The sequence below is a fragment of the Janthinobacterium sp. TND4EL3 genome (assembly GCF_900156175.1).
Taxonomy (GTDB): domain Bacteria; phylum Pseudomonadota; class Gammaproteobacteria; order Burkholderiales; family Burkholderiaceae_D; genus Janthinobacterium.
This window is the reverse complement of the sequence record NZ_FTMV01000016.1, coordinates 118,707-145,041: the sequence shown is the minus strand read 5'-3', so window position 1 is coordinate 145,041 and position 26,335 is coordinate 118,707. Positions and strand designations below refer to the sequence as shown.

Sequence of the window (26,335 nt, the reverse complement as noted above, 5' to 3'; positions counted from 1 at the left end):
GCCTCATTTCGACAGGTCGAGCTGGTACAACGCAAAACCCTTGCCCGCGCCATCGTCAGCTTTAAGCTGCGTCACGTTGCCGATGCCGGCCGCCCTGGCCAGGTCGATCACGTTCGGCGCCGAATGGAACACCACGGGGCCTTTGGTGGCGGCCCTGGCAAAGCGCCAGCTGCGCGCCGAGCCGTTTTTCGCGCGCGTCAGGTTTTTCTGCTGCGTCACATACGCGATCAAGAGTTCGCGGTTGTTGTCGGGCGAGGCCACCACCGTCTTGCTGCCGTCGAGACCAGGGAAATTGCCGCCGCCGCTGGCGCGGTAGTTATTCGTCGCGATGAGGAATTCCTGCGCCGCGTCCACAGGCTTACCCTTGTAGGTCAGTGCCTTGATGCGCTGGCCCGGCGGCTGCGTGACGTCGATCTGGTAGCGCACGTCGGCGCTGGTGATGGCATCGAAGTTGTAGCTCGGGTGGGCCGTGTTGACCAGTTCCTGCGGCTCGGTCTTGTTGACGTCGATGGTATTGAAGCGCCGCGCCGACTGCTCCAGCCAGGCTTTCAGGTCCGCGCCATTCATCTTCACGCCATACAGCGCGTTCGGATACAGATACAGATCGGCCGCATTGTTCAGCGCCACATTGCCCGCCTTGACGTCCGTGTAGTCGGACACCCCGGCCGAGCCGCTCTTGAACGGCGACGACATCGACAGCACGGGCAAGTGCGCGTACTGCGGCAAATTCGCTTTTACATACGCGGCCAGGTAGCCGGCCTGCGCCTGATTCACCACCTCGATGGCGCTGACGTCGCCCACGTCGGCAAAATACGTCGACATGCGGAAGTCCGTGGCGCCGACCGGTGTCTGCACGTAGGCGATGGTGGCCGCGTGTTCCTCGGCCACCAGCGTGGCGATGGCCGCATCGGGCTGCACATAACTCTTGTCCGCGTTCTGGATGCCGCGCGCTTCCACCGTCGTGGCGCTCTTGTCGACCACCCACTGCTTGCCGTCGTGGCGCAGGCGCAGGCCGATCACGCCCAGGTGCTTGCCCCACAGGTTGGCCATCACGGTGGGCACGCCGTTGACCAAGCCACGGGCCTTGTCGACGCCGGGCAAATCAAACTGCGGCACCGTGCTGGCCGCGTTCGGGAACAGCTGGTGCGAATGGCCGATCAGCATGGCGTCCACGCCCGGCACTTGCGCCAGGTAGTAATTGCCGTTTTCCATGGTGGGCGAGTACGGGCTGTCATCGAGGCCGCCGTGCGAAATGGCCACCACCAGTTCGGCGCCTTTCGCGCGCATCTCGGGTATGAATTTCTCGGCCGTCTCGCGCACGCCCTGCGTGTAGACGCGCCCTTCGAGCCAGCGCTTGTCCCAGGCCATGATGGTGGGCGGCGCGAAGCTGATGATGCCCACCTTCACAGTGCTGGTCACGGCTTTACCATCGGGGCCGGTGGCCGTGATCTGCTTGTCGATGATGTGATATGGCGCGAACAGGGGCTTGCCCGTCCTGACGCTGTAGACGTTGGCGAGCACTTGCGGAAACGCGGGCCCGGCGCAGCGCGGCTTGCCGGCGTCGACGCTGTCGACGTCGAAGCGGTTGCCCGTCACCTGGCTCAAAAACGCCAGGCCGTAGTTGAATTCATGGTTGCCGATGCCGCCGCCATCGACCTTCAGCAGATTCATGGCCTTGTAGATGGCCAGGGTCTGGTCGCAGGCCAGCGGTTTGACCAATGCCTGGTAGTCGGCCAGGGCCGTGCCCTGGATGGTGTCGCCGTTGTCGAGCAGCAAATTGTTCGGGAATTGCGCGCGCGCCTGGGCGATCAGGGCCGCCGTGCGTTCCAGGCCGATCGACGGTTCCGCCTGCAGCTTGTAGTAATCATAACTGAGCACATTCGCGTGCAAGTCCGTCGTCTCCAGCAGGGCCAGGGTGGCGCTGCTGCCTGCCTGCGTCGCGGCCAGCGGTTGGGCGGGTCCGTGGGCGGCAGGCGGCAAGGCGCCGCAGCCGGCCAGCAGCAACGGTAACAGGGCGAGACGGGGAAGTTGACGCAAGGGTTGGCACATGAGAATTCCTGTGGAAAGACAATATCGCCAGCATCATACGCAGCACGGCAGCCCCTATCAAGGCAAAAATATTGTCGTAAATACAGCAAAATCGTCATTTTATTGCCCTGCGCGGCGGCAATTGCGCGGCGGCGGCAGCGGAAACGTGCCGCGCTCGCGTATAATTCAGGGTTTGATTTCACCATAGAAGACCAGAACATTATGGAAGCCGAACGCATCAACGCCATCTCCGCCCTGCTCAACGACCTGACGGTCCGCGAAGCCGAACTTCGGAGGTATCTTTGACTTCACTGTCAAGTCGGAGAAACTAGAGCAAGTCAACGAAGAACTGGAAGATCCGACCGTCTGGAACGATCCCAAGCGCGCCCAGGACCTCGGCAAGGAGAAGAAGGCGCTGGAAGCCATCGTCTTCACGCTGACCAAGGCCGATGCCGACCTGCGCGACACCCGCGACCTGTTCGACATGGCCCGCGAAGAAGGCGATGACGAGACGCTGGAAGCGATCGAGCAGGACGTGCAGGAAATCCGCAAGGTCATCGAAAGCATGGAATTCCGCCGGATGTTCAACAATCCGATGGACCCGAACAACTGCTTCATCGACATCCAGGCCGGCGCCGGCGGCACGGAAGCCCAGGACTGGGCTTCGATGCTGCTGCGCCAGTACCTGCGCTATTGCGAACGCAAGGGCTTCAAGGTCGAAATCCTCGAGCAGTCCGACGGCGAGGTCGCCGGCATCAAGACGGCCACCCTGAAGGTCGAGGGCGACCACGCCTACGGCTTCCTGCGCACGGAAACGGGCGTGCACCGCCTGGTGCGCAAGTCGCCGTTCGACTCGGCCAACGGCCGCCACACGTCGTTTACGTCGCTGTTCGTGTATCCGGAAGTCGACGATTCGATCGAGATCGACGTCAACCCGGCCGATATCCGCGTCGATACCTACCGCGCGTCGGGCGCCGGCGGTCAGCACATCAACAAGACCGACTCCGCCGTCCGCATGACCCATGCGCCGACCGGCATCGTGGTGCAGTGCCAGAACGACCGTTCGCAGCACCGCAACCGCGCCGAAGCGATGGAAATGCTGAAAGCGAAACTGTACGAGCATGAACTGCGCAAGCGCATGAGCGAGCAGCAAAAGCTGGAAGACTCGAAGACGGACGTGGGCTGGGGCCACCAGATCCGCTCCTACGTGCTGGACCAGTCCCGCATCAAGGACTTGCGCACCGGCTTCGAGACGGGCAATACCAAGGGCGTGCTCGATGGCGACATCGACGACTTCATCTCCGCCTCGCTCAAGCAAGGCGTGTAAGGATGAACGCCTCCGCTCCGGCTCCGGCGCAGCGTGCCTTCCTGTTCGACATGGATGGCACGATCGTCGACAACATGGCCTTCCACACGCGCTCGTGGCTGGCGTTCTTTGAACGCCAGGGCCGGACGCTGGACGCGGATGCCTTTTTCCGCGACACGGCCGGGCGCCATGGCCGCGAAATCATCGCCCAGTACCTGGGCGAGGATGCCGACCATGCTACCTTGCTGGCGGAAAAGGAAGTCGTCTACCGCGAGATGTATGGCCCGCACCTGGCCACCGTCGCCGGTTTCGACGCCCTGACGGCCAGCGCGCGCGACAATCAGGTGGCGCTGGTGGTCGGCTCGGCAGCGCCGACGGAAAACATCGACTTCACGCTCGATGGCCTGGACCTGCGCCGGCGTTTCGACGCCATCGTCGGCGCCTCGGACGTGGAGCGGGGCAAGCCCCATCCCGACGTATTTCTCAAGGGCGCGCGGCTGGCCGGCGCCCTGCCCGAGCACTGCATCGTCTTCGAGGACGCGCCCCTGGGCGTGGAAGCGGCGCGCCGCGCCGGCATGCGGGCCGTGGTGCTGACCACCACCCTGCCGGCGGCCGCGTTTGCCGAATTCGACAACATCATCTGCATCGCACCGGACTTCAGCCAACTCGATGTCGAGGCGCTGTTCGCCAGCCAGCCGGCAGCGTTTGCCGCCGGCACGCCAACGACATAACCATCAATCATCAATCAAGAAGAACACCATGACTACGGATATCCAAGAACAAGCCGCCGCCCCCGATGAAAACAAGATCATCGCCGAGCGCCGCGCCAAGCTTGCCGCACTGCGCGAACAAGGCGTCGCCTTCCCGAACGATTTCCGCCCCGAGCACAAGGCGGCCGACCTGCACGCGCAGTACGACGCCAAGTCGCGCGAAGAGCTGGAAGAAACCCCCGTACACGTGGTGCTGGCCGGCCGCATGATGCTCAAGCGCGAAGCGGGCAAGAAAGCCGCTTTCGCCACCCTGCAGGACGCTTCCGGCCCGAAGGCCGACGGCCGCATCCAGATCTACGCAACGCTCGACCTCACCGGCGAAGCGGCCATGGCCGCCCTGCACCACTATGACCTGGGCGATATCCTGGGCGTGCAAGGCACCCTGTTCAAGACCAAGACGGACGAACTGACCATCAAGGTCACGGAACTGCGCCTGATCACCAAGTCGCTGCGCCCGCTGCCGGACAAGTTCCACGGCCTGGCCGACCAGGAAACCAAGTACCGCCAGCGCTACGTCGACCTGATCATGAACGAAGAGACGCGCCGCACCTTCAAGGCCCGTACCGCCGCCATCTCGTCGATCCGCCGCTTCATGGAAAAGAACGAGTTCATGGAAGTGGAAACGCCGATGCTGCACACGATTCCCGGCGGCGCCGCGGCCAAGCCGTTCATCACGCACCACAATGCGCTCGACATGCAGATGTTCCTGCGCATCGCGCCCGAACTGTACCTGAAGCGCCTGGTCGTGGGCGGCTTCGACCGCGTGTTCGAGATCAACCGCAACTTCCGCAACGAAGGCGTGTCGATCCGTCACAACCCTGAATTCACGATGATGGAATTCTACGCGGCCTACACCGACTACAAATGGCTGATGGATTTCACGGAAGCCGTCATCCGCCAGGCCGCCATCGACGCGCACGGCACCGCCACCCTGACCTACGGCGGCCGCGAGCTGGATCTGGCAAAACCGTTCCACCGCCTGACCATCGTCGAAGCGATCAACAAGTACGCTCCAGGCTACACCGCCGGGCAGTTGAACGATGCCGAATTCATCAAGGAAGAGCTGAAAAAATTCGGCGTCAAGCCGTTTGCCACGGCCGGCCTGGGCGCGCTGCAACTGGCGCTGTTCGAAGAGACGGCTGAAGCGCAGCTGTGGGAACCGACCTACATCATCGACTACCCGGTCGAAGTGTCGCCTCTGGCGCGCGCTTCCGACACGGTGGCCGGCATCACCGAACGCTTCGAGCTGTTCATGGTGGGCCGCGAGATCGCCAACGGCTTCTCCGAGTTGAACGACGCGGAAGATCAGTCGGCCCGCTTCCTGGCGCAAGTGGCCGCCAAGGACGCCGGCGATGAAGAGGCGATGTTCTACGACGCCGACTACATCCGCGCGCTGGAATACGGCATGCCGCCAGCCGGCGGCTGCGGCATCGGCATCGACCGCCTGATGATGATCATCACGGATTCGCCGAACATCCGCGACGTCCTGCTGTTCCCGCATTTACGCCGCGAAGAATAATCACGGACGCCAGCCGATAAAAAGCCGCCTGATTTTGCGATCAGGCGGCTTTTTTACGTCTGCCGCAGGCCGTCAATCGGCCAGGGTCACGCGCTGGTGGCTGCGGCTGGCCTGCTGCGCCGCCAATGCCGTCGCCAGCGCGCGCATGCCGTCGTCGCCCGTGGCTGCCGGCTGCCCTTCGCCGCGCATGGCGCGCTGGAAGGCGCGCACCGAGCGCACGTACAGGTTTTCGTGCTCGACGGGGATGTCGATGCTGCCGCCGTCGCGCGTCAGGCTGATGGTGCCGACGGGGCGCTGCGTCATCACGCCGGTGGCGAAGATGGTGCCCTTGCTGCCGATGATTTCCACGCCGGACAGCGAATACGGCGCGTTGTACGCGTCGTGCACCTGTACCAAAGTCCCGTTGTCGAACTCGATGACGGCCATCAGGCCCTCTTCCAGCCCCGCCACCGTCATGCCGCCGCTGGTGGCGCAGGCCGTGACGTGGCGCGGCTCCGAGTCGAGCAGGAAGCGCAGGGTATCGACATCGTGCACGAACATGTCGAGCGCGACGCCGCCCGATTCCGGCGCGTCCAGGCGCCAGCCGCGCAGGTGCTGCGGCAGGTTGTTCGCGTGCAGCACGCGGCAATACAGGGGCTGGCCGATCTCGCCCGCGCGTATCAGCTCGCGCACCTTGCCGTGGCTGGCGGCGTTGCGCAGGTGGTGGTTAATCCCCAGCAGCACGCCCGCTTCGGCGCAGCCGTCGAGCATGCGGCGGGCGTCGTCCAGGTTCAGCGCCAGCGGTTTTTCGCACAGCACGTGCTTGCCCGCGCGCGCCGCCTGCAAGGTCTGCGCCATGTGCCACTCGTTGGTGGTGCTGATGTACACGGCGTCCGCGCCCGGATGCGCCAGCGCCGCATCGAGGTCCGTGTAGCTGGCGGCGATGCCGAACTGTTCGGCAAAGGCGGCGCCGCGCGCGGCGTCCCTGCTGACCACGGCCAGCACTTCCGCATCGCCCTGCTGGCGGATCGCGTCGACCATCCATTCGCGCGCCACGGTGCTGGCGCCGACCAAAATCCATCCGGTTTTCTTCATTCGATTCTCCCGTTAAAAAGTGTGGCGCAGGCCCAGGTTCCAGGCCTGGTTGCCGGTGCCGTTGTCGGTGGCGTTGCCCACCACGTAGGCGGCGCCGTTGCGGTTGTCGATGTGTGCGTAGGCCGCGTACAAGGTGCTGCGCTTCGACAGCGCATAGGTGTAGCCGATGCCCAGCTGGGTGGCGTCGCCGTTGGCGGCGCGCCGGTCGTCGCGCCGCACGTACGAGAACAGGACGCGGTGCGGGCCCACGGGCACGGTGGCGCCCAGCATCAGGTCCGCGCTGTCGACCGTGGTGGCGGCGCCCGCCGTGCTCTTGCTGACGGCAACGGCGCCATGCGCCTTGAGCACGCCGAAGTCCCAGGTGGCGCCCAGCACCGTGTTGCGCGCCCTGCCCGTCACCAGCGCGCTTGACAGGGTGTTGGCATCCTGGTGCGCCATGCGCACATACAGCGGCCCGCTGGCATAGGTAGCCGCCGCGCCCATGTAGCGCCTGGCCGAAGCGTCGCCCGGCACTTCGCCGAAGCCGTATGCCAGTTCGCCGGACAGTCCGCCGCGCACGGGCGAGCTGTAGGTGATGCTGTTGTCGACGCGGCTGATGTAGCCGGCCGTGAAGACGTTGCTCATCCTGCCCGCGAAACCCAGGTAAAACGGGTCCAGCACGCCCAGGCTGCTATCGATGAACGTGTACTGGCGGCCCAGCCGCAAGGTGCCCGCCGCGCCGGCGAGGCCGACGAAGGCCTGGCGCCCGAACAGCAGGCCGCCCTGGGCCGAAGCGCCCGTGTCGGCCAGGATGCCCGCATCCATCGTGAAGATCGCCGTCATGCCCCCGCCCAGGTCTTCGCTGCCCTTGAAACCCAGGCGCGAGCCGTTGGCGATGCCGCTCGTCACCTTGAGTACCCTGCCGCCGGGGCCGCCGCTCTCGGACACCACGCCCAGGTCCGCGATGCCGTACATGGCCACGTTCGACTGCGCCGCGCACAGGCTGCCGCAGGCGCCCGCGCCGATGATCATTGCCCTTGCTACCTTGTTCTTCATTTTTTCCCTGTCTGTCTTTTGATGGATACTGTTCTTAGCTGACCAGGTGGCGCGGATGCTCGCCGCGCAGGCCGGCCAGCAGGTTGTCCACGGCCTGCTGCGCCATGGCGTAGCGCGTTTCATGCGTGGCCGAGCCGATGTGCGGCAGCGCCACCACATTGGCCATGTGCGGCAGCGGATTGTCCGGCGCCAGCGGTTCGCGTTCGAACACGTCCAGGCCGGCGCCGTGGATGGTGCCCTGCTGCAGCGCCTCGATCAGCGCCGCCTCGTCGACGATGCGCCCGCGCGAACCGTTGATGAAGATGGCGCCGGGGCGCATCAGCGCGAACTCGCGCCGGCCCACCATGCGTTCCGTCTGCGCCGTCAGCGGCAGCACCACGCAAACGAAGTCGGCCCCCGCCAGCAGCTCGTCGAGCGCCACCTGGCGCGCGCCCAGCGCCGCTTCCACTTCCGGCACGGCTTCGCCGTTCACGTACAGCACCTGCATGCCGAAGCCCAGCGCGGCGCGGCGGGCGACGGCGCGGCCGATGCGGCCCATGCCCAGCATGCCGATGGTCTTGCCGTGCACGTTGACGCCGTACTGGCTTTCGCCCACGCTGCGCGTCCAGCGCCCCGCCTTGACGAATTCGGCCAGTTCGACGACCCTCCGCGCGCTGGCGAGGATCAGCGCGAAGATCGTGTCGGCCGTCGTTTCCGTCAGCACGTCCGGCGTATTGGCCAGCAAGATGCCCCGTTCGCGCAGGTAGTCGACGTCGAACTGGTCGACGCCCACCGAAATGGTGGAAATGATGCGCAGGTCAGCGGCCGGGTCCAGCAGTTCGCGGTCCAGGCGCACGCTGGCGCCCAGCAAGCCATGCGCGCCGCGGATGGCGGCGGCAAACGCGGCGCGGTTGCCCCCGTCGATCGCCTCGAAATACGTCACCTCGCATTCGGCGCGCAGGCGCGCCAGCAGCGGTTCGGCCAGCTTTTTATATACAACCACATGTTTTTTCACGAGTTTTCCCCTGTTCGGTTCAAGATTGGCCCAGCGCGTCGAGCTGGGCGCGGGTCGGCAAGCCTTCCATGTCGCCGGCCACCTGGATGGCGAAGGCGCCGACGCGGTTGGCGCGCCGTACCGCCTGCGCCAGCGGCAAGCCTTCCAGCAAGGCGCTGACCAGGCCGGCCGCGAAGCCGTCGCCGGCGCCCACCGTGTCGACCACCTTGTCCACGCGCTCGCCCGGCACCATGCCGCTGTCGCCGTCGGCCGTGCGGTAATAGGCGCCGTCGGCACCCAGCTTGATGACCACCAGCCGCACGCCCTGCTGCAGGTAAAAGTCGGCGATGTCATGCGGCAGGTCGTGGCCGGTGAGGATTTTTCCCTCCCCCAGGCCGGGCAGCACCCAGTCGGCCCTGGCGGCCAGACGGTTGATCTGTTCCACCATGACGGCTTGCGACGGCCACAGCGTGGGCCGCAGGTTGGGATCGAACGACACCGTGCGGCCATGCTCGCGCATGAAGTCGATGGCCTGGCCGGCGAACGCCAGGCTGGTCGCGGACAGGGCCGCGGCCACGCCCGTGGCGTGCAGGTGGCGCGCCGACAGAAAATAGGCGGGGTCGAAGTGCTCGGGCGCCAGCCGGCTGGCGGCGGAACCCTTGCGGAAATATTCGACCAGCGGGTCGGCGCCGTTTTCGGCCCGGGCCTTGAGCTGGAAGGCGCTGGTCTGGCCGGCGACGGTGACGACCCGGCTGCAATCGACGCCCTCGGCCTGCACGCTGGCGCGGATGAAGCGGCCGAAGGAATCGTCGCCCACGCGGCTCAGCCAGCCGACTTTCAAGCCCAGGCGCGCCAGGCCGATGGCGACGTTCGTCTCGGCGCCGGCCAGGCGGCGCGTGAAATGCGCCACGGCCGCCAGGTCACCCGTTTCCTCGGCAACGAACATCGCCATCGCCTCGCCGTAGGTAACGACGTCGAGCGCCATCATGCGGCCTCCAGCATCTGGATGCAGCGCCTCGTTTCGGCCACCAGGTCGGCGCCTTCGAGCGGGAATTCGATGGCCCGCTGCACGCCCGGCACGAAATGCGCGAAGACGGCGCGCCAGGCCGGATCGGCCTCGGAGACGGCGCAGGCGGACAGCCGCCCCCCGTTTTCCTGGACGGCCTTGCAGTGCACATAGCGCACGTACGGCGCCAGCAGGCGCGCCGCCTGCTGCGCGTCCTCGCCCACCCAGCGCCAGTTGCCGATGTCAAAGGTCAGGCCCACGGGCAGCCCGATGTCGCGCGCCGCCGCCAGGAAGCGCGCCATCGGTGCCAGCGCGCCGCCGTGGGCCGTCTGGTCGTTTTCCACCAGCAGCGCCACGGGCGCGTCCGCCAGTCGGGCGCTCAAGGCGTGCAAGTCCGGCGCGGCCGGGTAATGGCCCAGCGAGACCTTCAGGTAGCGCGCGCCCAGGCGCGCCGCCTCGTCCAGCATCTGCTGCAGCAACGCGTGCCGCAGCAGCCCGTCCGCGTCCCACAATTCGATGGGCGTGGAATACACGGAGTACAGGCCGCGCGCGGCCACCGCCGCGCCCATGCGCGCCAGGTCCGGCAAGTCGGAAGTGAACAGTTCGCGGCGGATCTCGATGCCGGCGCCGCCCGCATCGGCCACCACGTCGATGAAATGACTTTGCCCCAGCTGCCTTACCCTGCTTGCGCCATAGGCCGACGCCGCCACCAGGACGGGGCTCATTTGATCGCTCCCGCGCCGACGAACTGGCGCGCTTCCGGCGTTTGCGGATTGCTGAAGAACGCTTCCGACGGCCCGCTCTCCCACACCAATCCCTGGTGCATGAAGACGGTGACGTCGGCCATGCGCCGCGCGAACTCCATCTCGTGCGTCACGAGCAGCATCGTCATGCCCGCCTGCGCCAGCTCTTCCATCACCTTCAGCACTTCCTGCGTCAGTTCCGGGTCGAGCGCCGACGTCACTTCGTCGAACAGCATCACCTGCGGCTCCATCGCCAGCGAACGGGCGATGGCCACGCGCTGCTGCTGGCCGCCCGACAGCTGCTCGGGATAGGCCTCGCGCTTGTGGTCGAGGCCTACCTGCTTGAGCACGCGCAATGCCGTGGCGCGGCCCTGGGCGTCGGGCACTTTCTTGACGATGCGCGGCGCCAGCATGACGTTTTCTTCCACGGTCAGGTGGGGAAACAGGTTGTAGCTCTGGAAGACCATGCCCACGTCCTTGCGCAAGTCGAGCAGGTGTTCCTGGCGCGCCGTCAGCGTATGGCCGGCGACGGCGATGCTGCCGCTGTCGATGGTCTCCAGGCCGTTGATACAGCGCAGCATGGTGCTCTTGCCGGAGCCGCTGCGGCCGATCACGGCGATCACCTGCCCCCGCTCGACGGCGAACGACACGCCCTTGAGCACATGATTGGCGCCGAAGCTCTTGCTGATATTGTCGATTTCAACGATGGGCATGGAATTTCCTTTCCAGTGAATGGCTGTAGCGCGACAGCGGATAGCACAGCGCGAAGTAGATCAGGGCGACGATGGGGAAGACGATGAAGGGCAGGAAGGTCGCATTGCTGACCAGTTGCCCTGCCCGCGTCAGTTCCACCACGCCGATGATCGAGGTGATCGAAGTGTTCTTGATGATCTGCACCATGAAGCCCACGGTCGGCGGCAGCGAATGGCGCAGCGCCTGCGGCAGGATGACGTAGCGCAGCTGCTGGTAGCGGTTCAGCGCCAGCGCGGCCGACGCTTCCCACTGCTGCCGCTGCACGCCTTCGATGCAGCCGCGCCAGATCTCGCCCAGGTAGGCGCTGGCAAAGATCGTCATCGCCGCGCCGGCCGCGATGACCGGCGACAGCTTGTAGCCGAACAGGGCCAGACCGTAATAGGTCAAGAACAGCACGATCAGTACGGGCGTGCCCTGCACCAGCTGGATGTACAGGGCGCTGATGCAGCGCAGGAGCGGGCTGCGCGCCGTGCGCAGCAGCGCCACCGCGAAGCCGGCGATGCCGCCCGTGATGAAGACGAGCAGCGACAGGCCGATGGTCCAGCGCGTGGCCTCGAGCAGGAATTGCAGGTTATCCCAGGAAAAGTCACTGATCATGTCAAGCTCCCATGCGCGCCGCGCCCAGACGGCGGCGGCGTTTGAAGACGATCTGGCCCAGCACCCAGAAGCCGAAGCGGAACAGCAGGGCCAGCAGGATGTACAGCACCATCACGACGATGTAGATCTCGAAGCTGCGGAAGGTTTCCGCGTCGAGCAGGTGGGCGGCGGCGGTCAGCTCTTCGGCGGAAATGGCCGACACGACGCTCGATGCGAGCATCATCAAGGTGAACTGGCTGGCCAGCGCCGGATAGACTTTTTCCAGCGCCGGCAGCAGCACCACGTGGCGCATCACCTGCCAGCGCGTCATGCCCAGCGCCTGCGCCGCCTCCAGCTGCGAGGGATGCACGGCGCCTATGCCGGCGCGCACGATTTCCGCCGCGTAGGCGCCCAGGTTGACCGTCATGGCGACGAGCGCGGCGCCATTGGCGTCGAGCTGCAAGCCCAGCGACGGCAAGCCGAAGTAGATGATGAACAGCTGCACCAGGAACGGCGTGCTGCGGATCACCTCGACATACGCGCGCACCACGGCGCGGGCATAGGCGGGACCGTTCTTCAGGATGACGGCGGCGCACACGCCCACTGCCAGTCCCAACACCATCGCCAGGGCGCTCAGGCGTATCGTCAGCGCCGCGCCCCACAACAGGCGGTCCAGCGATTGCATGACGAGTTCGAAATGAAATTCATACGGCATACTCAACTCCTTGTCTGCGTGCGCGTCCCCGGCGGCGCCACCATGGCGGCGCGCCGTGCGGACGGGCACTTTCCTATGCGGCTGGCGGTATCAGAAGGTCGGCAGCGCCGGCAGCGGGGCGCCGCTCCACTTGCGCGCAATGGCGTCGAGTTCGCCGTTCAGCTTGACGTAATAGATGAAGTTGTTGAGCCACTGGTGCAGCTCGAAGTCGCCGCGGCGCACCGCCATCGAATTCGGTTGCAGCGAGTAGGCGAAGCGGACCTCGATCTTGCCCGCGCCGCGCGTCTTGATGATGTCAAGCGCCATCGTGCTGGGAATCGAGACGGCGTCGACCTGCTTGCTGAGCAAGGCCTGGGTGACGGTGGCGTCATCCTCGAAACGCACGATATTGGTGCCGGCCGGCGCCAGACGGCTCAGCGCCGTGTCATTCGTGGTGCCGCGCGTCACGCCCACTTTCTTGCCCTTCAGGTCGGCCAGGGCCTTGAACTTGCCGCCCACCGGCGCGACGATGGCCAGTTCGAACGCGCTGTAGGGCATGGTGAACATCAGGGTCTTGGCCCGTTCCGGCGTGGGCGCCAGGGTCGCCACGAGGAAGTCGACCTTGCCCGACTCCAGCGACGGCACGCGCGACGGCGCCGTCAGGGGCACCACTTCCACGGGCAGGTTCAGGTATTTGCCGATCAGGTTGGCGACGTCGACGTCATAGCCGACGGGCGCGCCCTTGGCGTCGATGCTGCCGAACGGCGGCGTCCCGCTGACCACGCCGATGGTCAGCTTGCCTTTCTTGATCAGCTCGCCAAGCGTCTGGGCGCCGGCGTCGGCCGCCGCACCCAGGGCAAACGTTGCTGCGAGCGCGCAGGCCACGATCTTCGAATACAACAGTGTAGTCATCTTCATGCTTCAGTCTCCTGTGATCCCGGTACCGGCCTCGTCGAGGCGCTTCCGGGAATATTGTCAAATGGACGATTCAGATCGTCTCTTGCCGTGTCGTACCAACTTCCTGCCATTGCCCTGCCTGAGGCCCCCTTTTCTGTATGAAAAAATTCTATGAAACCGGTTCCATAACTTATCCAAAAAAAAGGGCAATGCCCTCTTTCCCGTCAAGCGTCGCCGTCCTTGTCCGCTTTCCCGCCCTGGGTAGAGTTGCGCACAATCAACTTACCCGGCAACAGCACCTCGCGCGGCGCGCACTGCTCGCCCTGCAGGCGCGACAGCATGCACTTCATCGCCGTAAAGCCGATTTCATAAGTTTGCTGCTCGATCGTGCTCAGGCCCGCCAGCGGCGACCATGGCAACTCGTCAAAGCCCAGCAGGCCCACGTCCTGCGGCATGCGCAATTCGAGGCGCTGCAGCATCAGCGCCAGCTCCAGCGCCACCATGCCGTTCGAGGCCAGCAGCGCCACGCGGCGGCCGCGCCACTGCGCCAAGCATTGCCGCACCTGCGCGTCGATGGAGGGCCGGTCGTCCAGGTCCACGGCCAGCACTTCGCCCACGCAGCCCGGATGCTCGGCCATCACGGCCTGGAAACCTTCGGCGCGCATCAGCCGCGAGCTGACGCCCGTCAAGGGCGGCGCGATGAAGGCAATGGCGTCGAAACCCTGTTCGATCAGATGCGCCGTGGCCAGCCGGCCCGCCTGCACATTGTCCAGGCCCACCAGGTCGAAATCGGCGCCGTCGATGCGGCGGTCGACCAGCACGATGGGCATGTCCGCCTGCTGCAAGTCGGACGATTCGATATTGCGCCCCTGCGTGTTGACGATCAGTCCTTCCACGCTGTACGAGCGCAGCGCGGCCAGCGACTGGCGTTCGCGCTGTTCGTCATTGCCGGTATTGCACAAAATCAAGGTATAGCCATGTTGCTGGCAAGCCGCCTCCACGCCTTGCAGCACGGCCACCGTGTAGGGATTGAGCATGTCGGCCACGACCATGCCGATCAGGCGCGTGCGCCCCCGCTTGAGGCCGCGCGCCATCTGGTTCGGCTGGTAGCCGAGGCGCGCGATGGTGCCGGCGATCTGCTGGCGGATGTTTTCGGACAGGGCATCGAGTTCGCCGCCGAGAAAGCGCGACACGCTCGTCTTCGACACGCCCGCCTCGCGCGCCACCTGGGCGATGGTCACGGGCCGGGCCGGTTCGCCGGTGACTGTTTTCTTGCTGCCGCGTACTGAATCCAAGCTTGCTCTCCACTACCTGTTGATCTGTATATTTTTATTTTGGAACCGGTTCCAAAGATAGCACCCGAGAATCGATGACGCAAGCGATTTGATTGCCTGTGGCGGCGAAGGAACACGCTGGGAGCACAAAGGAAGGCGCCGCCCTCCCCCGGCAGGCGCAGGGGGCGGGCGGCGCGATGGTCGCAAGACGGTTTACTGGACCACCGTGTAGCAAGGCACATAGGCCGTGCCCGCCAGTTTCATGCGGTGCTGCGCCACGAAGGAAGCAAGCAGCGCGTCCATGGGCCCCATGATGTCCTTGTCGCCATGGATTTCGAAGTTGCCGTGCTCTTCGATCGAACGGATGCCGTCATCCTTGACGTTGCCCGCCACCACGCCCGAAAACGCGCGGCGCAGCTGGGCCGCCAGCAAGTGCGTGGCCTGGTTCTTGTGCAGGCTCAGGTTGCGCATGTTTTCATGCGTGGGCTGGAACGGCTTCTGGAATTCATGGTCGATCTTCAGCAGCCAATTGAAGTAATACGCGTCGCTGTGGGCCTTGCGGAATTCGCGTACCTGGCGTATGCCTTCGAGCATCTCGCGCGCCACCAGTTCCGGGTCGTCGATGATGATTTTATAGCGCTGCTGTGCTTCCGGGCCCAGGGTATCGCTGATGAACTGATTGATCTGCACGAAATACTCGCGCGACGTTTCCGGGCCTGTGAAGATCAAGGGGAAGGGAATGTCGGCATTGTCCGGGTGAAGCAGGATGCCGAGGATATACAGAATCTCTTCGGCCGTGCCCGCCCCGCCGGGGAAGACGACGATGCCGTGGCCGGCGCGCACGAACGCTTCCAGGCGCTTTTCGATGTCCGGCATGATGACGAGGTCATTGACGATGGGATTCGGCGACTCGGCCGCGATGATGCCCGGCTCGGTGATGCCCAGGTAGCGGCCATTGTGCAAACGCTGCTTGGCGTGGCCGATGGTGGCGCCCTTCATGGGGCCCTTCATGGCGCCGGGGCCGCAGCCCGTGCAGATGTCGAGGCCGCGCAAGCCCAGCTGGTAGCCCACTTCCTTCGAATAATTGTATTCGGCGCGGTTGATCGAGTGGCCGCCCCAGCAGACGACCAGGTTCGGGTTGAGCTGGGTTTGCAGCACGTTGGCGTTGCGCAGGATGTGGAAGACGGCGTCCGTCACGCCTTCCGTGCTCTGCAAATCGAATTTCGGGTTGCCCGTGACTTCATCGCTGACGAAGATGATGTCGCGCAGCACGGCAAACAGGTGCTCGTGGATGCCCTTGATCATCTTGCCGTCGACAAAGGCGATGGCCGGCGCGCCCTTGATGTCGAGCTTGATGCCGCGCTCGCGCTGGATGATGGAGATTTCAAACGATTGATATCGCTCAAGCAGGGCGCGGCCATCGTCGATGGTGCTGCCGCAATTCAAGACCGCCAGCGCGCAGCGGCGGAAAGTGTTGTACAGGCCGCCCTGGCTGGTATCGAGCAGTTTGTTGACTTCAGTCTTGGAGAGCACGTCCAGGCGGCCCTCCGGTGAAACCAGAGTATCGATAACGTCGTGTTCCATAATGCGAAAAATCCTTTAAAAATCGATGCTCGAAGGTGTTGCAGCCTCAAAATGTGTTGCAGCCTCAATATACGACAAGTCGGGCAAGTTGTGCTGTGGCGCCGCAAAATCGCCCGAAACCGCCTTTGCCTGAAACCGGTTTGACCAATATGAAACAGTCATTCTTGCTAATGCGAATCGAAATCTTCGCTCAGCGCAATTTGTAGATTAGAATGCCAGCCTATTGGAATTCCCGAGCATACGGTTCTTCATGAGAGTCCCCGCCGCCCGCAGGCTTCCATAAGTTTGTTTTATCGATTGACTATAATAATTTTTCAGGAGGAACCGCATGAGCGGTGCGACTACGCCCAACAAGGAAGCCGTTATTCCAGAGTTCAAGCAGATTATGGGCCATCCAAGCCCATTGTGGATGTTGTTCATGACTGAATTCTGGGAACGCTTCGCGTTCTACGGAGTTCGCTGGGCGCTGGTACTGTACATCGTGGCCCAGTTCCACGCTGGCGACGGTTCGGGACAGGCAGCGGCCAACCTGACCTACGGTTCCTTCCTCGCGCTGGTGTACGCCGGCGCCCTGTTCGGCGGCTACCTCGCCGACCGCATCATCGGCTACCAGCGCTCGATTCTGCTCGGCGCCGTCTTCATGGCCGCCGGCCTGTTCTGCATCTCGGTACCGAACCAGGACATCTTCAACCTGGGCCTGGCCACCATGATCGTCGGTAACGGCATGTTCAAGCCGAACATCTCGACCATGGTCGGCAAGCTGTACACGACGGCCGATCCGCGCCGCGACAGCGGCTTCACGATCTTCTACATGGGCATCAACATGGGCGCCATGGTCGCTCCCGTCTTCACCCAGTGGCTGGCAGAGTCGATCTTCGGCACCAGCGCCATGCCTTCGTACAAGATGGTCTTCATGGCCTCCGGCTTCGGCATGCTGATCAGCCTGGTATGGTTCGCCATCGGCCGCCGCGCCCTGAAGGGCATCGGCGCACCGGAAGCCGGTTCCGGCAACCCGATGCGCGTCGTCTGGGTGGCACTGGGCTGCCTGTGCGTGATCCCGCTGATGTACTTCCTGCTGACCGTCGGCGCTGAAAAGCTGCAGATCGTCCTGACCGTGCTGTTCATCGGCCTGGCCGTGATGCTGATGGTCGAAGGCATCCGCAATGGCAAGGTGGCGCGCGACCGCGTGATCGCCATGCTGCTGATTTTCGTCTTCAACATCCTGTTCTGGATGTTCTTCGAACAGGCTGGCAGCTCGTTTACTTTCCTGGCTGACAAGATCGTCAACCGCGACCTGGGCTTCTGGATCTTCCCGACCGCCTACTTCCAGACCGTCAATTCGGTCGCCATCATCATCTTCGCGCCTATCATCGCCGCCGTCTGGGTCTTCCTGGCGCGCCACAATGTCAACCCGTCGATCCCGCGCAAATTCGGCCTGGGCCTGCTGGGCAATGCGCTGGCCTTCGGCCTGCTGATCTTCGCTCTGTCGAGCCTGGTTGGCGCCGACAACAAGATCCCGTTCTGGACCCTGACCACCGTGTACGTGCTGCAATCGATCGGCGAGCTGTGCCTGTCGCCTATCGGCCTGTCGATGGTCACCAAGCTGGCCCCGGTACGCCTGGTCGGCATGGGCATGGGCGGCTGGTTCCTGTCGACCGGCATCGGCAACAACCTGTCGGGCATCTTCGCCAGCTACGTCAGCGGCGAAAGCGGCATGTCGGTGCAATCGGCCCTGTCCGGCTACACCTTCGGCTTCTGGTCGCTGCTGGGCGCCGGTGTCGTGCTGTTCCTGATCGCCCCGCTGATCAACAAACTGATGCACGGCGTGAAATAAGCGTCTTGCTATAGATCAGAACGGCGGCCTGCGGGCCGCCGTTTTTCATGGCGACAGCCGCTTTTCACTTGCCGGACGGTACAATACCGCCAGGGCCACCGGCCATCCTCCTACCTTACCGAAAAATTCCATGTCCAGCCTCTCCACCACCACGCCCCTCTCCGACGACGAATACGCCGAACTCGACACCCTGCTGGCCGCGCCCGCGCTGGAAAGCCGCGCCATGGACGTGTCGATGCTGGAAGGATTTCTGACCGCCGTCGCCCTGAGCCCGAAACAGATCGCCACCGAGCAATGGCTGCCCTGGGTGTGGGACAAGGCGTCCGGCGCCACGGCGCCCGCGTCCGACGCCGCCAGCGAACGGGCGGCCAGCCTGGCGCAGCGCCACCACGCCTACATGGTCGAATGGCTGGCGAAAGACCCGGACAGCTTCGAACCCATCTACGTCTGCGGCCCCGAATGGAGCGTGCCCGCCTGGTGCGCCGGTTTTGTCCTCGGCACGGGCCTGGACAAGCCCCAGTGGGCGGCCCTGGCCGTCAGCCACCCCGGGTATCTGGCGCCGTTCCAGCACCTGGCCACGGCCAGCGAACTCGATGACGATGCGGCCGAAACGGCGATGGATGGCGTGATTCCCGCCGTCATCGCCATCAATGCGGCGTGGGCGCGCCAGCGCCACCTGAAACAAAGCCAGCCCGGCGCCACCGTCTTGCGTGAACTGCCGAAAACGGGCCGCAACGACCCGTGCCACTGCGGCAGCGGCAAGAAGTATAAAAAATGCTGTGCCGATAGCGATGCAGCGTGAAAAAATGTTACCAGCCGATGTACTATGCGGACAATTGTGACAATGTGTGAGTATTGAGAATACACAACTGTGTATAGTGAAAAAATTGTTGGAATGCAACAATATTAATCAATTTCACCACACAGGAATCCCATGGAAGAGCGCACTTTTTTTGAGCAAGGCGATGTCAAGGTAACCAACGCCCGTTTTGTCAGCGGCGGCCAGACCTATGCCATGAGCAACGTGACGTCGGTCAAGCCGTTTGAGAAAAAGCCGCCGCGCGCGCTTGGCATCATCCTTGCACTGGTTGGCCTCGGTGTCATGGTTGGCTCCAGCTTCATGTTTGGCCTGGTACTGCTGGGCCTCGGTCTCGCCGTCCTGTTCCTGGTCAAGCCCGTCTACCATGTGCTGCTGGCCACTTCTGCCGGTGAAACTCGCGCCCTCATGACCAAGAACCGCGAATACCTGAACCAGGTTGTCCAGGCCGTCAACGAAGCGATGATTCACCGCGGCTGATCGAACTGCACTGCCATGGCGGCGGTGCGGTAAAATCAGGCGGCGCGTATCGGACGGCCCTGCTGACCGATACGCATCGAGGGCCATTGCGGCCGCCACCGCCAGTCTTATTTAGCCGACCATTGCGCCTCCTACTCGCTTCCCTGCTGCGCTTCATCAGCCGCCATGTCCTGCAATTCCTGCTGTTCCTTGCCATCCTTGCGGCAGGTCATGCGCTGCTGGAGCAGGCGCGGCAATTTCAGGCTGGAGAAGCCAGGCTCGGCATGTTGCGCGATGCGGCAAGCCAGGCCGGCGTCCGCCAGGCAACACTGAGCGGGGAAACGCAGGCGCGCGTCGACGCGCTGCGCCAGGCGTCCGACCAGGCCATCGCCGCGCGCATCGCGCATATCGACGCGGCGCTGCTTGCGCTGCGGCAAACGGCAACGGCGTGGTCCTTCACCTTGGCATTACCCACCAGCAAGGATCTCGGCAACGCCGTCGCCAGGCAGGCCGAGCAGCACATCCGCATCGAATTGCTGCTGCAGGAACGCGCCTACCTGCAGTCGCTGCGTATCGCCCTCGGCAATGAAAGCGCCCGCCAGGCGCTGCTGCGCCTGCACGACGAACACCGGCAAGCCTACCAGGCACTTTCCGGCAACCTGGCCCGGCAACAGGAACTGGCGCAGGCACACCCGCTGCAAGCGCGCCTCCCCGGCACGACGCCGCACGCGGCAATGGCCGCGCTGCAGGCAGAGGAAGCGCGCTTGCGCGAGGCCAACGCGCTGGCCTACCAGCGCTACATGGCGCAGCGCCAGCGCCTGACCGCTGCCGGCGCCGGCAGCTTGGCGCCCTTCCAGGTTGACCAGGCACGCGTCGAGGCGCGCCTGCAGGACCTGGGCCATGCCATGGCGTCGATGGAAGGACAGCTGCGCGACAACTGGTGGCGTGCGTTGCGCGAACTGTTCGCCCGCTACGGTCCCACGGCCGCCCTGCTGGTGCTGTCGGCCATCGTGCTGCCCGTCGCCATCAAGGCCTTCTTTTACTTCGTGCTCGCGCCCATCGCTTCGCGCCTGAAGCCCTTGTCCATCGCGCACGCGCTCAACGTGCCGGCCATTGCGCTCCCCCTGCCGCCCGATGGCCAGTCGCGCATTTCCGCCGTCTCGCAGGGCTTGCTGCTGCAGCCGGGCCAGCGGATGCTGATCCATCCCGAGTACCTGCAATCGTCGCCCGTCAGCACGCATAAACGCACGCAGTGGCTGCTGGACTGGCGCTTTCCATTGACGAGCCTGGCCGCCGGCATGGTGGCGCTGACGCGGCTCGAAAGCGACGCCACGGCATCCGTGACGATTTCCGCCAGCGACGACCCGCTGCTGGAAGTGGCCGTCGTGCACCTGCCGGCCGGCAGCGCCCTCGTGTTCCAGCCACGGGGGCTGGTGGGCCTGGTCTGCGACGCGGACCGGCCGCTGGCGATGTCGAGCCACTGGCGCCTGGGCAGCCTGCATGCCTGGCTCACCCTGCAGCTGCGCTTCCTCGTCTTTCGCGGCCCCGTCACCCTGATCGTGCGCGGCTGCCGCGGCGTGCGCCTGGAGCGCGCGGGCCAGGGCCGCTCCATCAGCCAGTCCGCCACCCTGGGTTTTACTACCGACGTGCTGTACTCGACGATGCGCAGCGAAACCTTCCTGCCCTACCTGCGCGGCCAGCAGGCGCTGCTCAACGACCGTTTCGACGGCGCCCACGGCGTCTACCTGTACGAAGAAACCCCGCGCCACGGCAAGCAACCGGGCAAGGCGGGCAGCTGGTTCGAGGGGATGACGGACGCGATCCTGAAAGTGTTCGGCATCTAGCCGGAGGACAAACCATGGACGACTTCCTGTTTGCCGATTTTCTCGAGGACCACGCCGTGTATGCGGCGGTTGAGGCGTACTGGCAGGCGCGCCTGGCCTTCCTCGACGGCCGGTGCGCGCCGTATCTGCGCACCAGCTTTGCCAACGGCCAGCCATTCAATGACGGCAATCCCATCGTCAACCTGGCGGACCGCAACGCCGGCAAGGCGGCGCGCATCGTGCAGCAATGCCCGCAGGAGTTCGGCGCCTGCTACACGAGCTTCGGGCAAGCCATCGAGCTGGCCGGCAGCGATGGGCACCTTCGTCCGGCGCGGGAAAAGGTCATCGTGCTGACCTTGACGCAGGCGACGGCGCAGCGCGCCGGGGATGAACTGCGCGCCTGGTTTGATGCGGCGTAAGGCCGCGCGCTACCAGAGGTAGGCCACGCGCACACCGACATTGCGCTGCTCGCCATAATTACAGGCCCGCGCCGAGAAACACGAGGCGACATGGTATTTGTCGAACAGGTTCTTGACCGTCATGCCCACGCTCAGGCCGCGCCAGTCGCTGCGTGCCTTGCCCAGGTCATAGCGCAGCGACAGGTCGGCCAAGGTGAACGCGGGTACCTGGAAGGTATTGTCCGCATCGCCCCAGCTGGCGCCGATGTAGCGCACGCCGGCGCCGGCCGACAGGCCGCGCAAGCTGCCGGCAAAGGCGTAGTCGGCCCACGCGGAAGCCATCTGCCTGGGCACTTCATAGGGCGACTTGCCCTGCACGTTCGTGCCCCACATGTCCGGATTCGCCTTCGTCACCGTCAGGGGATTGTAGGTCAGGGACGCCAGCAGTTTCAGCTGGCTATTCGGCTGCGCCGCCACTTCCAGCTCGATGCCGCGCGAGCGCACCTCTCCCTGCTGGATGGAAAAATTCGGGTCATCCGGATCCGTCGTCAGCACGTTCTGGCGGCGCAGTTCGAATGCGGCGGCAGTCACGGAAAGATGCGCGCCAGGCGCGTATTTCACGCCAACCTCCACTTGGCGGGCCGTTTCCGGCTCGAACGGACGGTCAAGGCGGTCCGCGCCGGAGACGGGCGAGAACGATTCGCTGTAACTGGCGTAAGGCGCCAGGCCGTTCGCCGCCAGATAAGTGATGCCGGCGCGGCCCGTGAATGCCCTGGGCTTGCGCAAAGTCGTGCTCGACGGCGATACCAGCAGATTGCGCTGCTCCTGGCGCGTCCAGTCCTGGCGCCCGCCCACGGTGAAGACCCAGCTTCGGTACTGCATGCGGTCCTGCAGGTACGCGCCCAGCTGCCGGTTACGTTCGCGGCGCAGGGCATCGGGCGCCAGCGCCGCCAGGTCCAGCGCGCTGCCGTAAACGGGGCGGTAGATATCGATCTGCGGCCCGTCGGCGATATACGAGCTGAACGAAGTGTTGCTGCGGCTGTAGTCGATGCCGGCAACGACCTCATGGCGCAGCGCGCCCATCGCCACCTGGCCCGTCACGCTGGTGTCGAGCGAGTACACGCTGCCCTTGCCGTCGCGCGTATCGATCTCGCGGTTGCTGATCGCATGGTCGATTAAATTGCCATAACGAAACATATACTGCTCATGGTTATCCGCGTGCAGGTAGCGGAAATTCTGCCTGACCGTCCATCCGCCGTCAAACGTGTGGTGCGCCGCGTAGCCGGCAGAGGCGACGCTTGTCTCCTCGTGGTCGAAGCCGGGCTCCCCCAGGAAACGCGTCAGCGGCAGGCGGCCATTGGGATTGCTGCCGTTCAAGGCCTCCCACTGCACGTTCGACGATTGCATGGCGCGATTCTTCTGGAAAAAGCCCAGCAAGGTGATGCTGGTGCGGGCGCTTGGCGCCCACGTCAGGCTGGGCGCCAGATAATAACGGTCGTCCTTCATGTAGTCGATCTGCTGGTCCGCCTGGCGCGCCAGCCCCACCAGACGGTACTGCAGGCTGCCGTCGTCGGCCAGCTTGCCGCCCACGTCGAGGGCCAGCTGCCTGCGGGCGTAACTGCCGAGCGACAGTTCGACCTGGTTCACTTGGTCCGCCGTGGGGCGCTTGGCAACGAAATTGACGATGCCGCCCGGCGCATTCTGGCCGTACAACACGGACGAGGGCCCCTTGAGCACTTCCACGCGCTCGGCGCCATACGGCTCCACGCCGAAGAAACCCAGCGTCCCCATGGGCATCAGGCGCATGCCGTCAAGGTAGAACGCGCCTGAAAACTGGCTGAAGCCGCGCAACGACAGGCTGTCGTCGGCAGGATTGGCGCCTGCCGTGTTGCTGCGCAAGCCGGCCGTGTATTGGATGGCGTCGTTCAGGGTGCGCACGCCCTGGTCATCCATGCGGTCGCGCGTGATGACGGACACCGATTGCGGCACCTCCAGCAAGGAAGCATCGGTCTTGGTGGCGGTGCTGGCCCGCCGCGCCACATAGCCGCTGACCTTGCCCCAGGGGTTTTCCGCTTCCCCCTGCGCGCTGACGGTCACGGGCGCCATCGTCTGCACGCCATCAGCCGCCGCGCCGGTGGCGGACGCGGTGGCGGCGCGCAAGGCATAGCCGCCACCGGCCGTGCGCACGGCGGCGAGTCCCGTGCCGGCCAGCGCCCGCGCCAGCGCATCGTCCACCGTATAACTGCCGCTGACGCCGCCGCTGCGCAGCCCTTCCGTTGTCGCTGAGCCAAAGGCGAGCAGCAAACCCGCTTCACGCCCGAGCCGATTCAATGTCGCTTCCAGCGGCCCGGCCGGGATGGCATAGCGGCGCACGGCCTCGGCCTGCCCGGCCGTTTGCGCCAGCGCCGGCGCGCCGGCCAGGCCGGCCAGTGCGCCCAGGCACAGCGCATGCACCAGGTGGGCGAGCGGTTTCATGGCCAACAGGCCCGGTGCGCGCAAGCGCGTGGAGGAATGGAATGTGCTGCGATCGTTCATGGCATGCCTTCGTATCATGGATGGGTGGAACGGGCCAAAACCTGGGCCCTCGCTTCCCTTGACAAGACAGCGGGCAAAAACAGTCCATGTATTTTCAGTTTATTTTTTCGCGGCGCGCGGCCGCACCGTGACCCAGTAGCGCGTCAGATAATGCAGTTCGACGGGCAAGGCTTGCGTCAGCGCCAGCAGTACCTTGTCGGTATCGGCCAGCGGATAGGCGCCCGACACCAGCAGATGGGCGAGCGCCGGGTCGCATCCCAGGTGGCCGCGCCGGTGGCGCGACAACTCCAGCAGGAAGGCATCGAGGCGCATGTGCGCGGCGACCAGCATGCCGTCCACCCAGGCGCCCGCGCCCGCATCGAGCGCCTGCGCCGCGCCCGCGCCGTCGCGGCTGAAACTGCCCTCCTCGCCCGCCCGCAGCACGCGCGGCTGGCCCTGGGCCCGCGCGGGCCGCAGCTCGACGGCCCCTTCCAGCACGCCGACCCGCACGAAGCCGTCGTGCTGGCGCACGATGAAACGCGTGCCCAGCGCCCGCACCGCGCCATCGACGGTGTGCACGAGGAAGGGCCGCCGCTGCGCATCGGGCGCCGTCTGCAGCAGTACCTCGCCGCGCAGCAGCCGCACCGCGCGCGCGCTGGCGTCATAGTGCAGTTGGATGGCGCTATCGGTATTGAGCACCAGCGTGCCGCCGTCCGGCAGGCGCACCGTGCGCCGCTCGCCCGTGGCCGTGCTGGCATCGGCGTGCCACGACTGCCAGCCGGGTGCCTGGCGCAACAGGGCGGCGCCGCCGCCCACGACCACCAGCGCCGTCAGCAGGCGCACGGCGCGGCGCCGCCGTGCGCCTGCGGGCGCGGCCAGGGCAGCGCTGGCCAACGGCAGCGGAATGCCTGCCAGCTGGCCGCTGACCGCCTCGATGCGCTGCCAGGCCCGTTCATGTTCGGCGTTCTCGGCGCGCCAGCGCTGCCACGCATGGAGCTGTGCGGCAGTGGCGTCGCCGCCGTGCAGCGCCAGCCACCACTGCACGGCCCGCCGCGCCACGGCGGGCGCCACGCTTCCGGCGACACCCGTTCCATCCAGGGCGAGGCTTGCCTCTTCATCCATCGTGCTGCTCCGGGAAAAAGCAGCGCAGGGCCGCCCTGGCCAGATGGCGCTTGACGGTCGACAGGGAAATCCCCAGCTCGGCCGCGACCTCCAGCTGCCCCATGCCGTCGAGCTGCACCAGCAGGAAGGCTTGCCTGGCCTGTGCAGGCAACGCGGCCAGGCGCCGGTCCAGCTCCACCAGCCGTTCGAGGAACATCAGACGCACCTCGGGCGGCGGCGCCACCGGTTCCGGCATCAGGGCAAGGGCATCGAGGTAGGCTTGCTCGATGGCGCGCCGGCGCACATGGTTGATCAGCAGGTTGCGGGCGATGGTCGTCAGGTAAGCACGCGGCTCCTGCACGCTCTGCATGCCCTGCGGCGCGAGCACGCGCAGGAAGGTGGCCTGCGCTAGGTCGGCCGCGTCGAAAGCGTTGCCCACCTTGCGCTGCAGCCAGCCGCGCAGCCAGCCGTGGTGCTGGCGATACAGCATGGCGATGTCATCGAATGCATGCAAAGAAAAGTGGTCGGCGGACATGGAGCGGCGAGTCTGGCGGATAGCGCAAACTTAATGAGAATTATTCTCAATTATAGGCAGAAGTGAGCAGCTCGGCAAGATAGCGGCTGCAGCGGCCACGGCAAGCGGCTCAATCCGGTCTGAAGTCAGCCTGCAGCAAGCCGTAGACGTGCAGGTCGACAAATACGCCATTCAAGCATTCCGCCTGCCGCAACACGCCTTCATGCGCAAATCCCAGCCGTCCGGCCAGGGCCATGCTGGCGTGATTGCCGGCCGCGCACTGCAATTCGATGCGGTGCAATTGCTGCGCGCCAAACGCGTGCGCGAGGACGGCGCGCACCGCCGCGCTGGCGATCCCCCGGCCCTGGAACTGCTGGCCCAGGTAATAGCCGATGCGGGCATTGCGGTCCGCCGTGTCGATGTCTTTCAGGCGGATGCTGCCGCACAAGGCCGTACCGGAGAAAACATGCCATTCCAGTACCTCGCCGCTGGCCGCGCGGGCGACGGCGGCCTGCAGATAGGCACGCGCCTCGCCGCATGCGTCCAGCTGCAGCACGGCGGGCAGGTTAGCACGCAGGTGCGCGCGGTTGTGCGCCACCAGTTCGGCGAGGGCTTCGGCATGTTCAGGCAAGGCTGGAACAAT

Annotated in this window: 25 protein-coding genes; 9 read left to right on the top strand and 16 right to left on the bottom strand. The window is 65.2% G+C overall.

The window, feature by feature from the left end:
- Positions 1 to 3: 3 nt before the first annotated feature.
- Complete coding sequence (locus BXA07_RS22910) at positions 4 to 2,049, bottom strand: bifunctional 2',3'-cyclic-nucleotide 2'-phosphodiesterase/3'-nucleotidase (RefSeq protein WP_076571158.1); 2,046 nt, start codon at positions 2,047 to 2,049, stop codon at positions 4 to 6.
- Between BXA07_RS22910 and BXA07_RS30890 the strand changes: the two genes are divergently transcribed.
- From BXA07_RS30890 to lysS, 4 genes are all read left to right on the top strand, one after another.
- Positions 2,029 to 2,334 carry a hypothetical protein gene (locus tag BXA07_RS30890; protein WP_170909714.1) on the top strand — a complete coding sequence of 102 codons (306 nt, stop codon included), beginning with the start codon at positions 2,029 to 2,031 and terminating at the stop codon, positions 2,332 to 2,334. The genes BXA07_RS22910 and BXA07_RS30890 overlap by 21 nt on opposite strands.
- Positions 2,251 to 3,355, top strand: a protein-coding gene (gene prfB / locus BXA07_RS22900; RefSeq protein ID WP_139176255.1) for a peptide chain release factor 2 whose coding sequence is annotated in 2 segments (ribosomal slippage) — positions 2,251 to 2,331 and positions 2,333 to 3,355 — 1,104 coding nt in all. Because the reading frame shifts where the segments join, the coding sequence is not laid out codon by codon here. The genes BXA07_RS30890 and prfB overlap by 84 nt, the downstream gene beginning before the upstream one ends.
- Positions 3,356 to 3,357: 2 nt before the next feature.
- Positions 3,358 to 4,065, top strand: a complete 708-nt coding sequence (locus tag BXA07_RS22895; protein WP_076571154.1) for an HAD family hydrolase — start codon at positions 3,358 to 3,360, stop codon at positions 4,063 to 4,065.
- 28 nt (positions 4,066 to 4,093) lie between these two features.
- Positions 4,094 to 5,623: a lysine--tRNA ligase gene (gene lysS, locus BXA07_RS22890; RefSeq protein WP_076571152.1), complete on the top strand. Its 1,530-nt coding sequence runs from the start codon at positions 4,094 to 4,096 to the stop codon at positions 5,621 to 5,623.
- A gap of 72 nt (positions 5,624 to 5,695) precedes the next feature.
- On the opposite strand, the gene BXA07_RS22885 is transcribed toward lysS, so the two are convergent.
- The 11 genes from BXA07_RS22885 to ppnN all read right to left on the bottom strand — a co-directional run bounded on the left by BXA07_RS22885 (position 5,696) and on the right by ppnN (position 16,232).
- The gene (locus BXA07_RS22885; protein ID WP_076571151.1) at positions 5,696 to 6,697 is read right to left on the bottom strand and encodes a Gfo/Idh/MocA family protein; all 1,002 of its coding nucleotides are present in this window, start codon (positions 6,695 to 6,697) and stop codon (positions 5,696 to 5,698) included.
- A gap of 12 nt (positions 6,698 to 6,709) precedes the next feature.
- A complete protein-coding gene (locus tag BXA07_RS22880; protein WP_076571149.1) occupies positions 6,710 to 7,732 on the bottom strand; it encodes a porin in 1,023 nt (340 codons plus the stop codon).
- Positions 7,733 to 7,766: 34 nt separating this feature from the next.
- Positions 7,767 to 8,726, bottom strand: a complete 960-nt coding sequence (locus BXA07_RS22875) for a 2-hydroxyacid dehydrogenase (protein ID WP_076571146.1) — start codon at positions 8,724 to 8,726, stop codon at positions 7,767 to 7,769.
- 19 nt (positions 8,727 to 8,745) lie between these two features.
- Positions 8,746 to 9,693, bottom strand: coding sequence for a sugar kinase (locus BXA07_RS22870; protein ID WP_076571144.1), 948 nt, complete (start codon positions 9,691 to 9,693; stop codon positions 8,746 to 8,748).
- Positions 9,690 to 10,436 (bottom strand): sugar phosphate isomerase/epimerase family protein, encoded by a 747-nt coding sequence (locus BXA07_RS22865; RefSeq protein ID WP_076571141.1) that lies wholly within the window; start codon positions 10,434 to 10,436, stop codon positions 9,690 to 9,692. The genes BXA07_RS22870 and BXA07_RS22865 overlap by 4 nt, the downstream gene beginning before the upstream one ends.
- Positions 10,433 to 11,167: an amino acid ABC transporter ATP-binding protein gene (locus tag BXA07_RS22860; RefSeq protein WP_070291567.1), complete on the bottom strand. Its 735-nt coding sequence runs from the start codon at positions 11,165 to 11,167 to the stop codon at positions 10,433 to 10,435. Before BXA07_RS22860 ends, BXA07_RS22865 begins: the two co-directional genes overlap by 4 nt.
- Entirely contained in the window at positions 11,154 to 11,804 is a 651-nt protein-coding gene (locus BXA07_RS22855) for an amino acid ABC transporter permease (protein ID WP_076571139.1), read from the bottom strand. Before BXA07_RS22855 ends, BXA07_RS22860 begins: the two co-directional genes overlap by 14 nt.
- A gap of 1 nt (position 11,805) precedes the next feature.
- Positions 11,806 to 12,498 (bottom strand): amino acid ABC transporter permease, encoded by a 693-nt coding sequence (locus BXA07_RS22850; RefSeq protein ID WP_076571138.1) that lies wholly within the window; start codon positions 12,496 to 12,498, stop codon positions 11,806 to 11,808.
- 90 nt (positions 12,499 to 12,588) lie between these two features.
- Entirely contained in the window at positions 12,589 to 13,389 is an 801-nt protein-coding gene (locus BXA07_RS22845) for a transporter substrate-binding domain-containing protein (RefSeq protein WP_348532970.1), read from the bottom strand.
- A 209-nt stretch (positions 13,390 to 13,598) separates the two neighbouring features.
- On the bottom strand, positions 13,599 to 14,669 hold the full coding sequence (locus BXA07_RS22840) for a LacI family DNA-binding transcriptional regulator (RefSeq protein ID WP_083708470.1): 1,071 nt from the start codon (positions 14,667 to 14,669) through the stop codon (positions 13,599 to 13,601).
- A 192-nt stretch (positions 14,670 to 14,861) separates the two neighbouring features.
- Complete coding sequence (ppnN, locus tag BXA07_RS22835) at positions 14,862 to 16,232, bottom strand: nucleotide 5'-monophosphate nucleosidase PpnN (RefSeq protein ID WP_076571135.1); 1,371 nt, start codon at positions 16,230 to 16,232, stop codon at positions 14,862 to 14,864.
- A gap of 328 nt (positions 16,233 to 16,560) precedes the next feature.
- On the opposite strand from ppnN, the gene BXA07_RS22830 reads away from it, so the two are divergent.
- The 5 genes from BXA07_RS22830 to BXA07_RS22810 all read left to right on the top strand — a co-directional run bounded on the left by BXA07_RS22830 (position 16,561) and on the right by BXA07_RS22810 (position 21,584).
- Complete coding sequence (locus BXA07_RS22830; RefSeq protein ID WP_076571133.1) at positions 16,561 to 18,066, top strand: peptide MFS transporter; 1,506 nt, start codon at positions 16,561 to 16,563, stop codon at positions 18,064 to 18,066.
- 130 nt (positions 18,067 to 18,196) lie between these two features.
- Complete coding sequence (locus BXA07_RS22825; RefSeq protein ID WP_076571132.1) at positions 18,197 to 18,868, top strand: UPF0149 family protein; 672 nt, start codon at positions 18,197 to 18,199, stop codon at positions 18,866 to 18,868.
- Positions 18,869 to 19,000: 132 nt separating this feature from the next.
- Entirely contained in the window at positions 19,001 to 19,363 is a 363-nt protein-coding gene (locus BXA07_RS22820) for a DUF6232 family protein (RefSeq protein WP_076571130.1), read from the top strand.
- Between the two features lie 122 nt (positions 19,364 to 19,485).
- Entirely contained in the window at positions 19,486 to 21,186 is a 1,701-nt protein-coding gene (locus tag BXA07_RS22815) for a hypothetical protein (protein WP_139335707.1), read from the top strand.
- A gap of 14 nt (positions 21,187 to 21,200) precedes the next feature.
- The gene (locus tag BXA07_RS22810) at positions 21,201 to 21,584 is read left to right on the top strand and encodes a hypothetical protein (protein ID WP_076571127.1); all 384 of its coding nucleotides are present in this window, start codon (positions 21,201 to 21,203) and stop codon (positions 21,582 to 21,584) included.
- Positions 21,585 to 21,593: 9 nt separating this feature from the next.
- On the opposite strand, the gene BXA07_RS22805 is transcribed toward BXA07_RS22810, so the two are convergent.
- The 4 genes from BXA07_RS22805 to BXA07_RS22790 all read right to left on the bottom strand — a co-directional run bounded on the left by BXA07_RS22805 (position 21,594) and on the right by BXA07_RS22790 (position 26,323).
- On the bottom strand, positions 21,594 to 24,098 hold the full coding sequence (locus BXA07_RS22805) for a TonB-dependent siderophore receptor (protein ID WP_139335706.1): 2,505 nt from the start codon (positions 24,096 to 24,098) through the stop codon (positions 21,594 to 21,596).
- Positions 24,099 to 24,197: 99 nt separating this feature from the next.
- Complete coding sequence (locus BXA07_RS22800; protein ID WP_076571126.1) at positions 24,198 to 25,199, bottom strand: FecR domain-containing protein; 1,002 nt, start codon at positions 25,197 to 25,199, stop codon at positions 24,198 to 24,200.
- Entirely contained in the window at positions 25,192 to 25,713 is a 522-nt protein-coding gene (locus BXA07_RS22795) for a sigma-70 family RNA polymerase sigma factor (RefSeq protein ID WP_076571124.1), read from the bottom strand. The genes BXA07_RS22800 and BXA07_RS22795 overlap by 8 nt, the downstream gene beginning before the upstream one ends.
- Before the next feature lie 109 nt (positions 25,714 to 25,822).
- Positions 25,823 to 26,323, bottom strand: a complete 501-nt coding sequence (locus tag BXA07_RS22790) for a GNAT family N-acetyltransferase (protein WP_170909717.1) — start codon at positions 26,321 to 26,323, stop codon at positions 25,823 to 25,825.
- Positions 26,324 to 26,335: the final 12 nt, after the last annotated feature.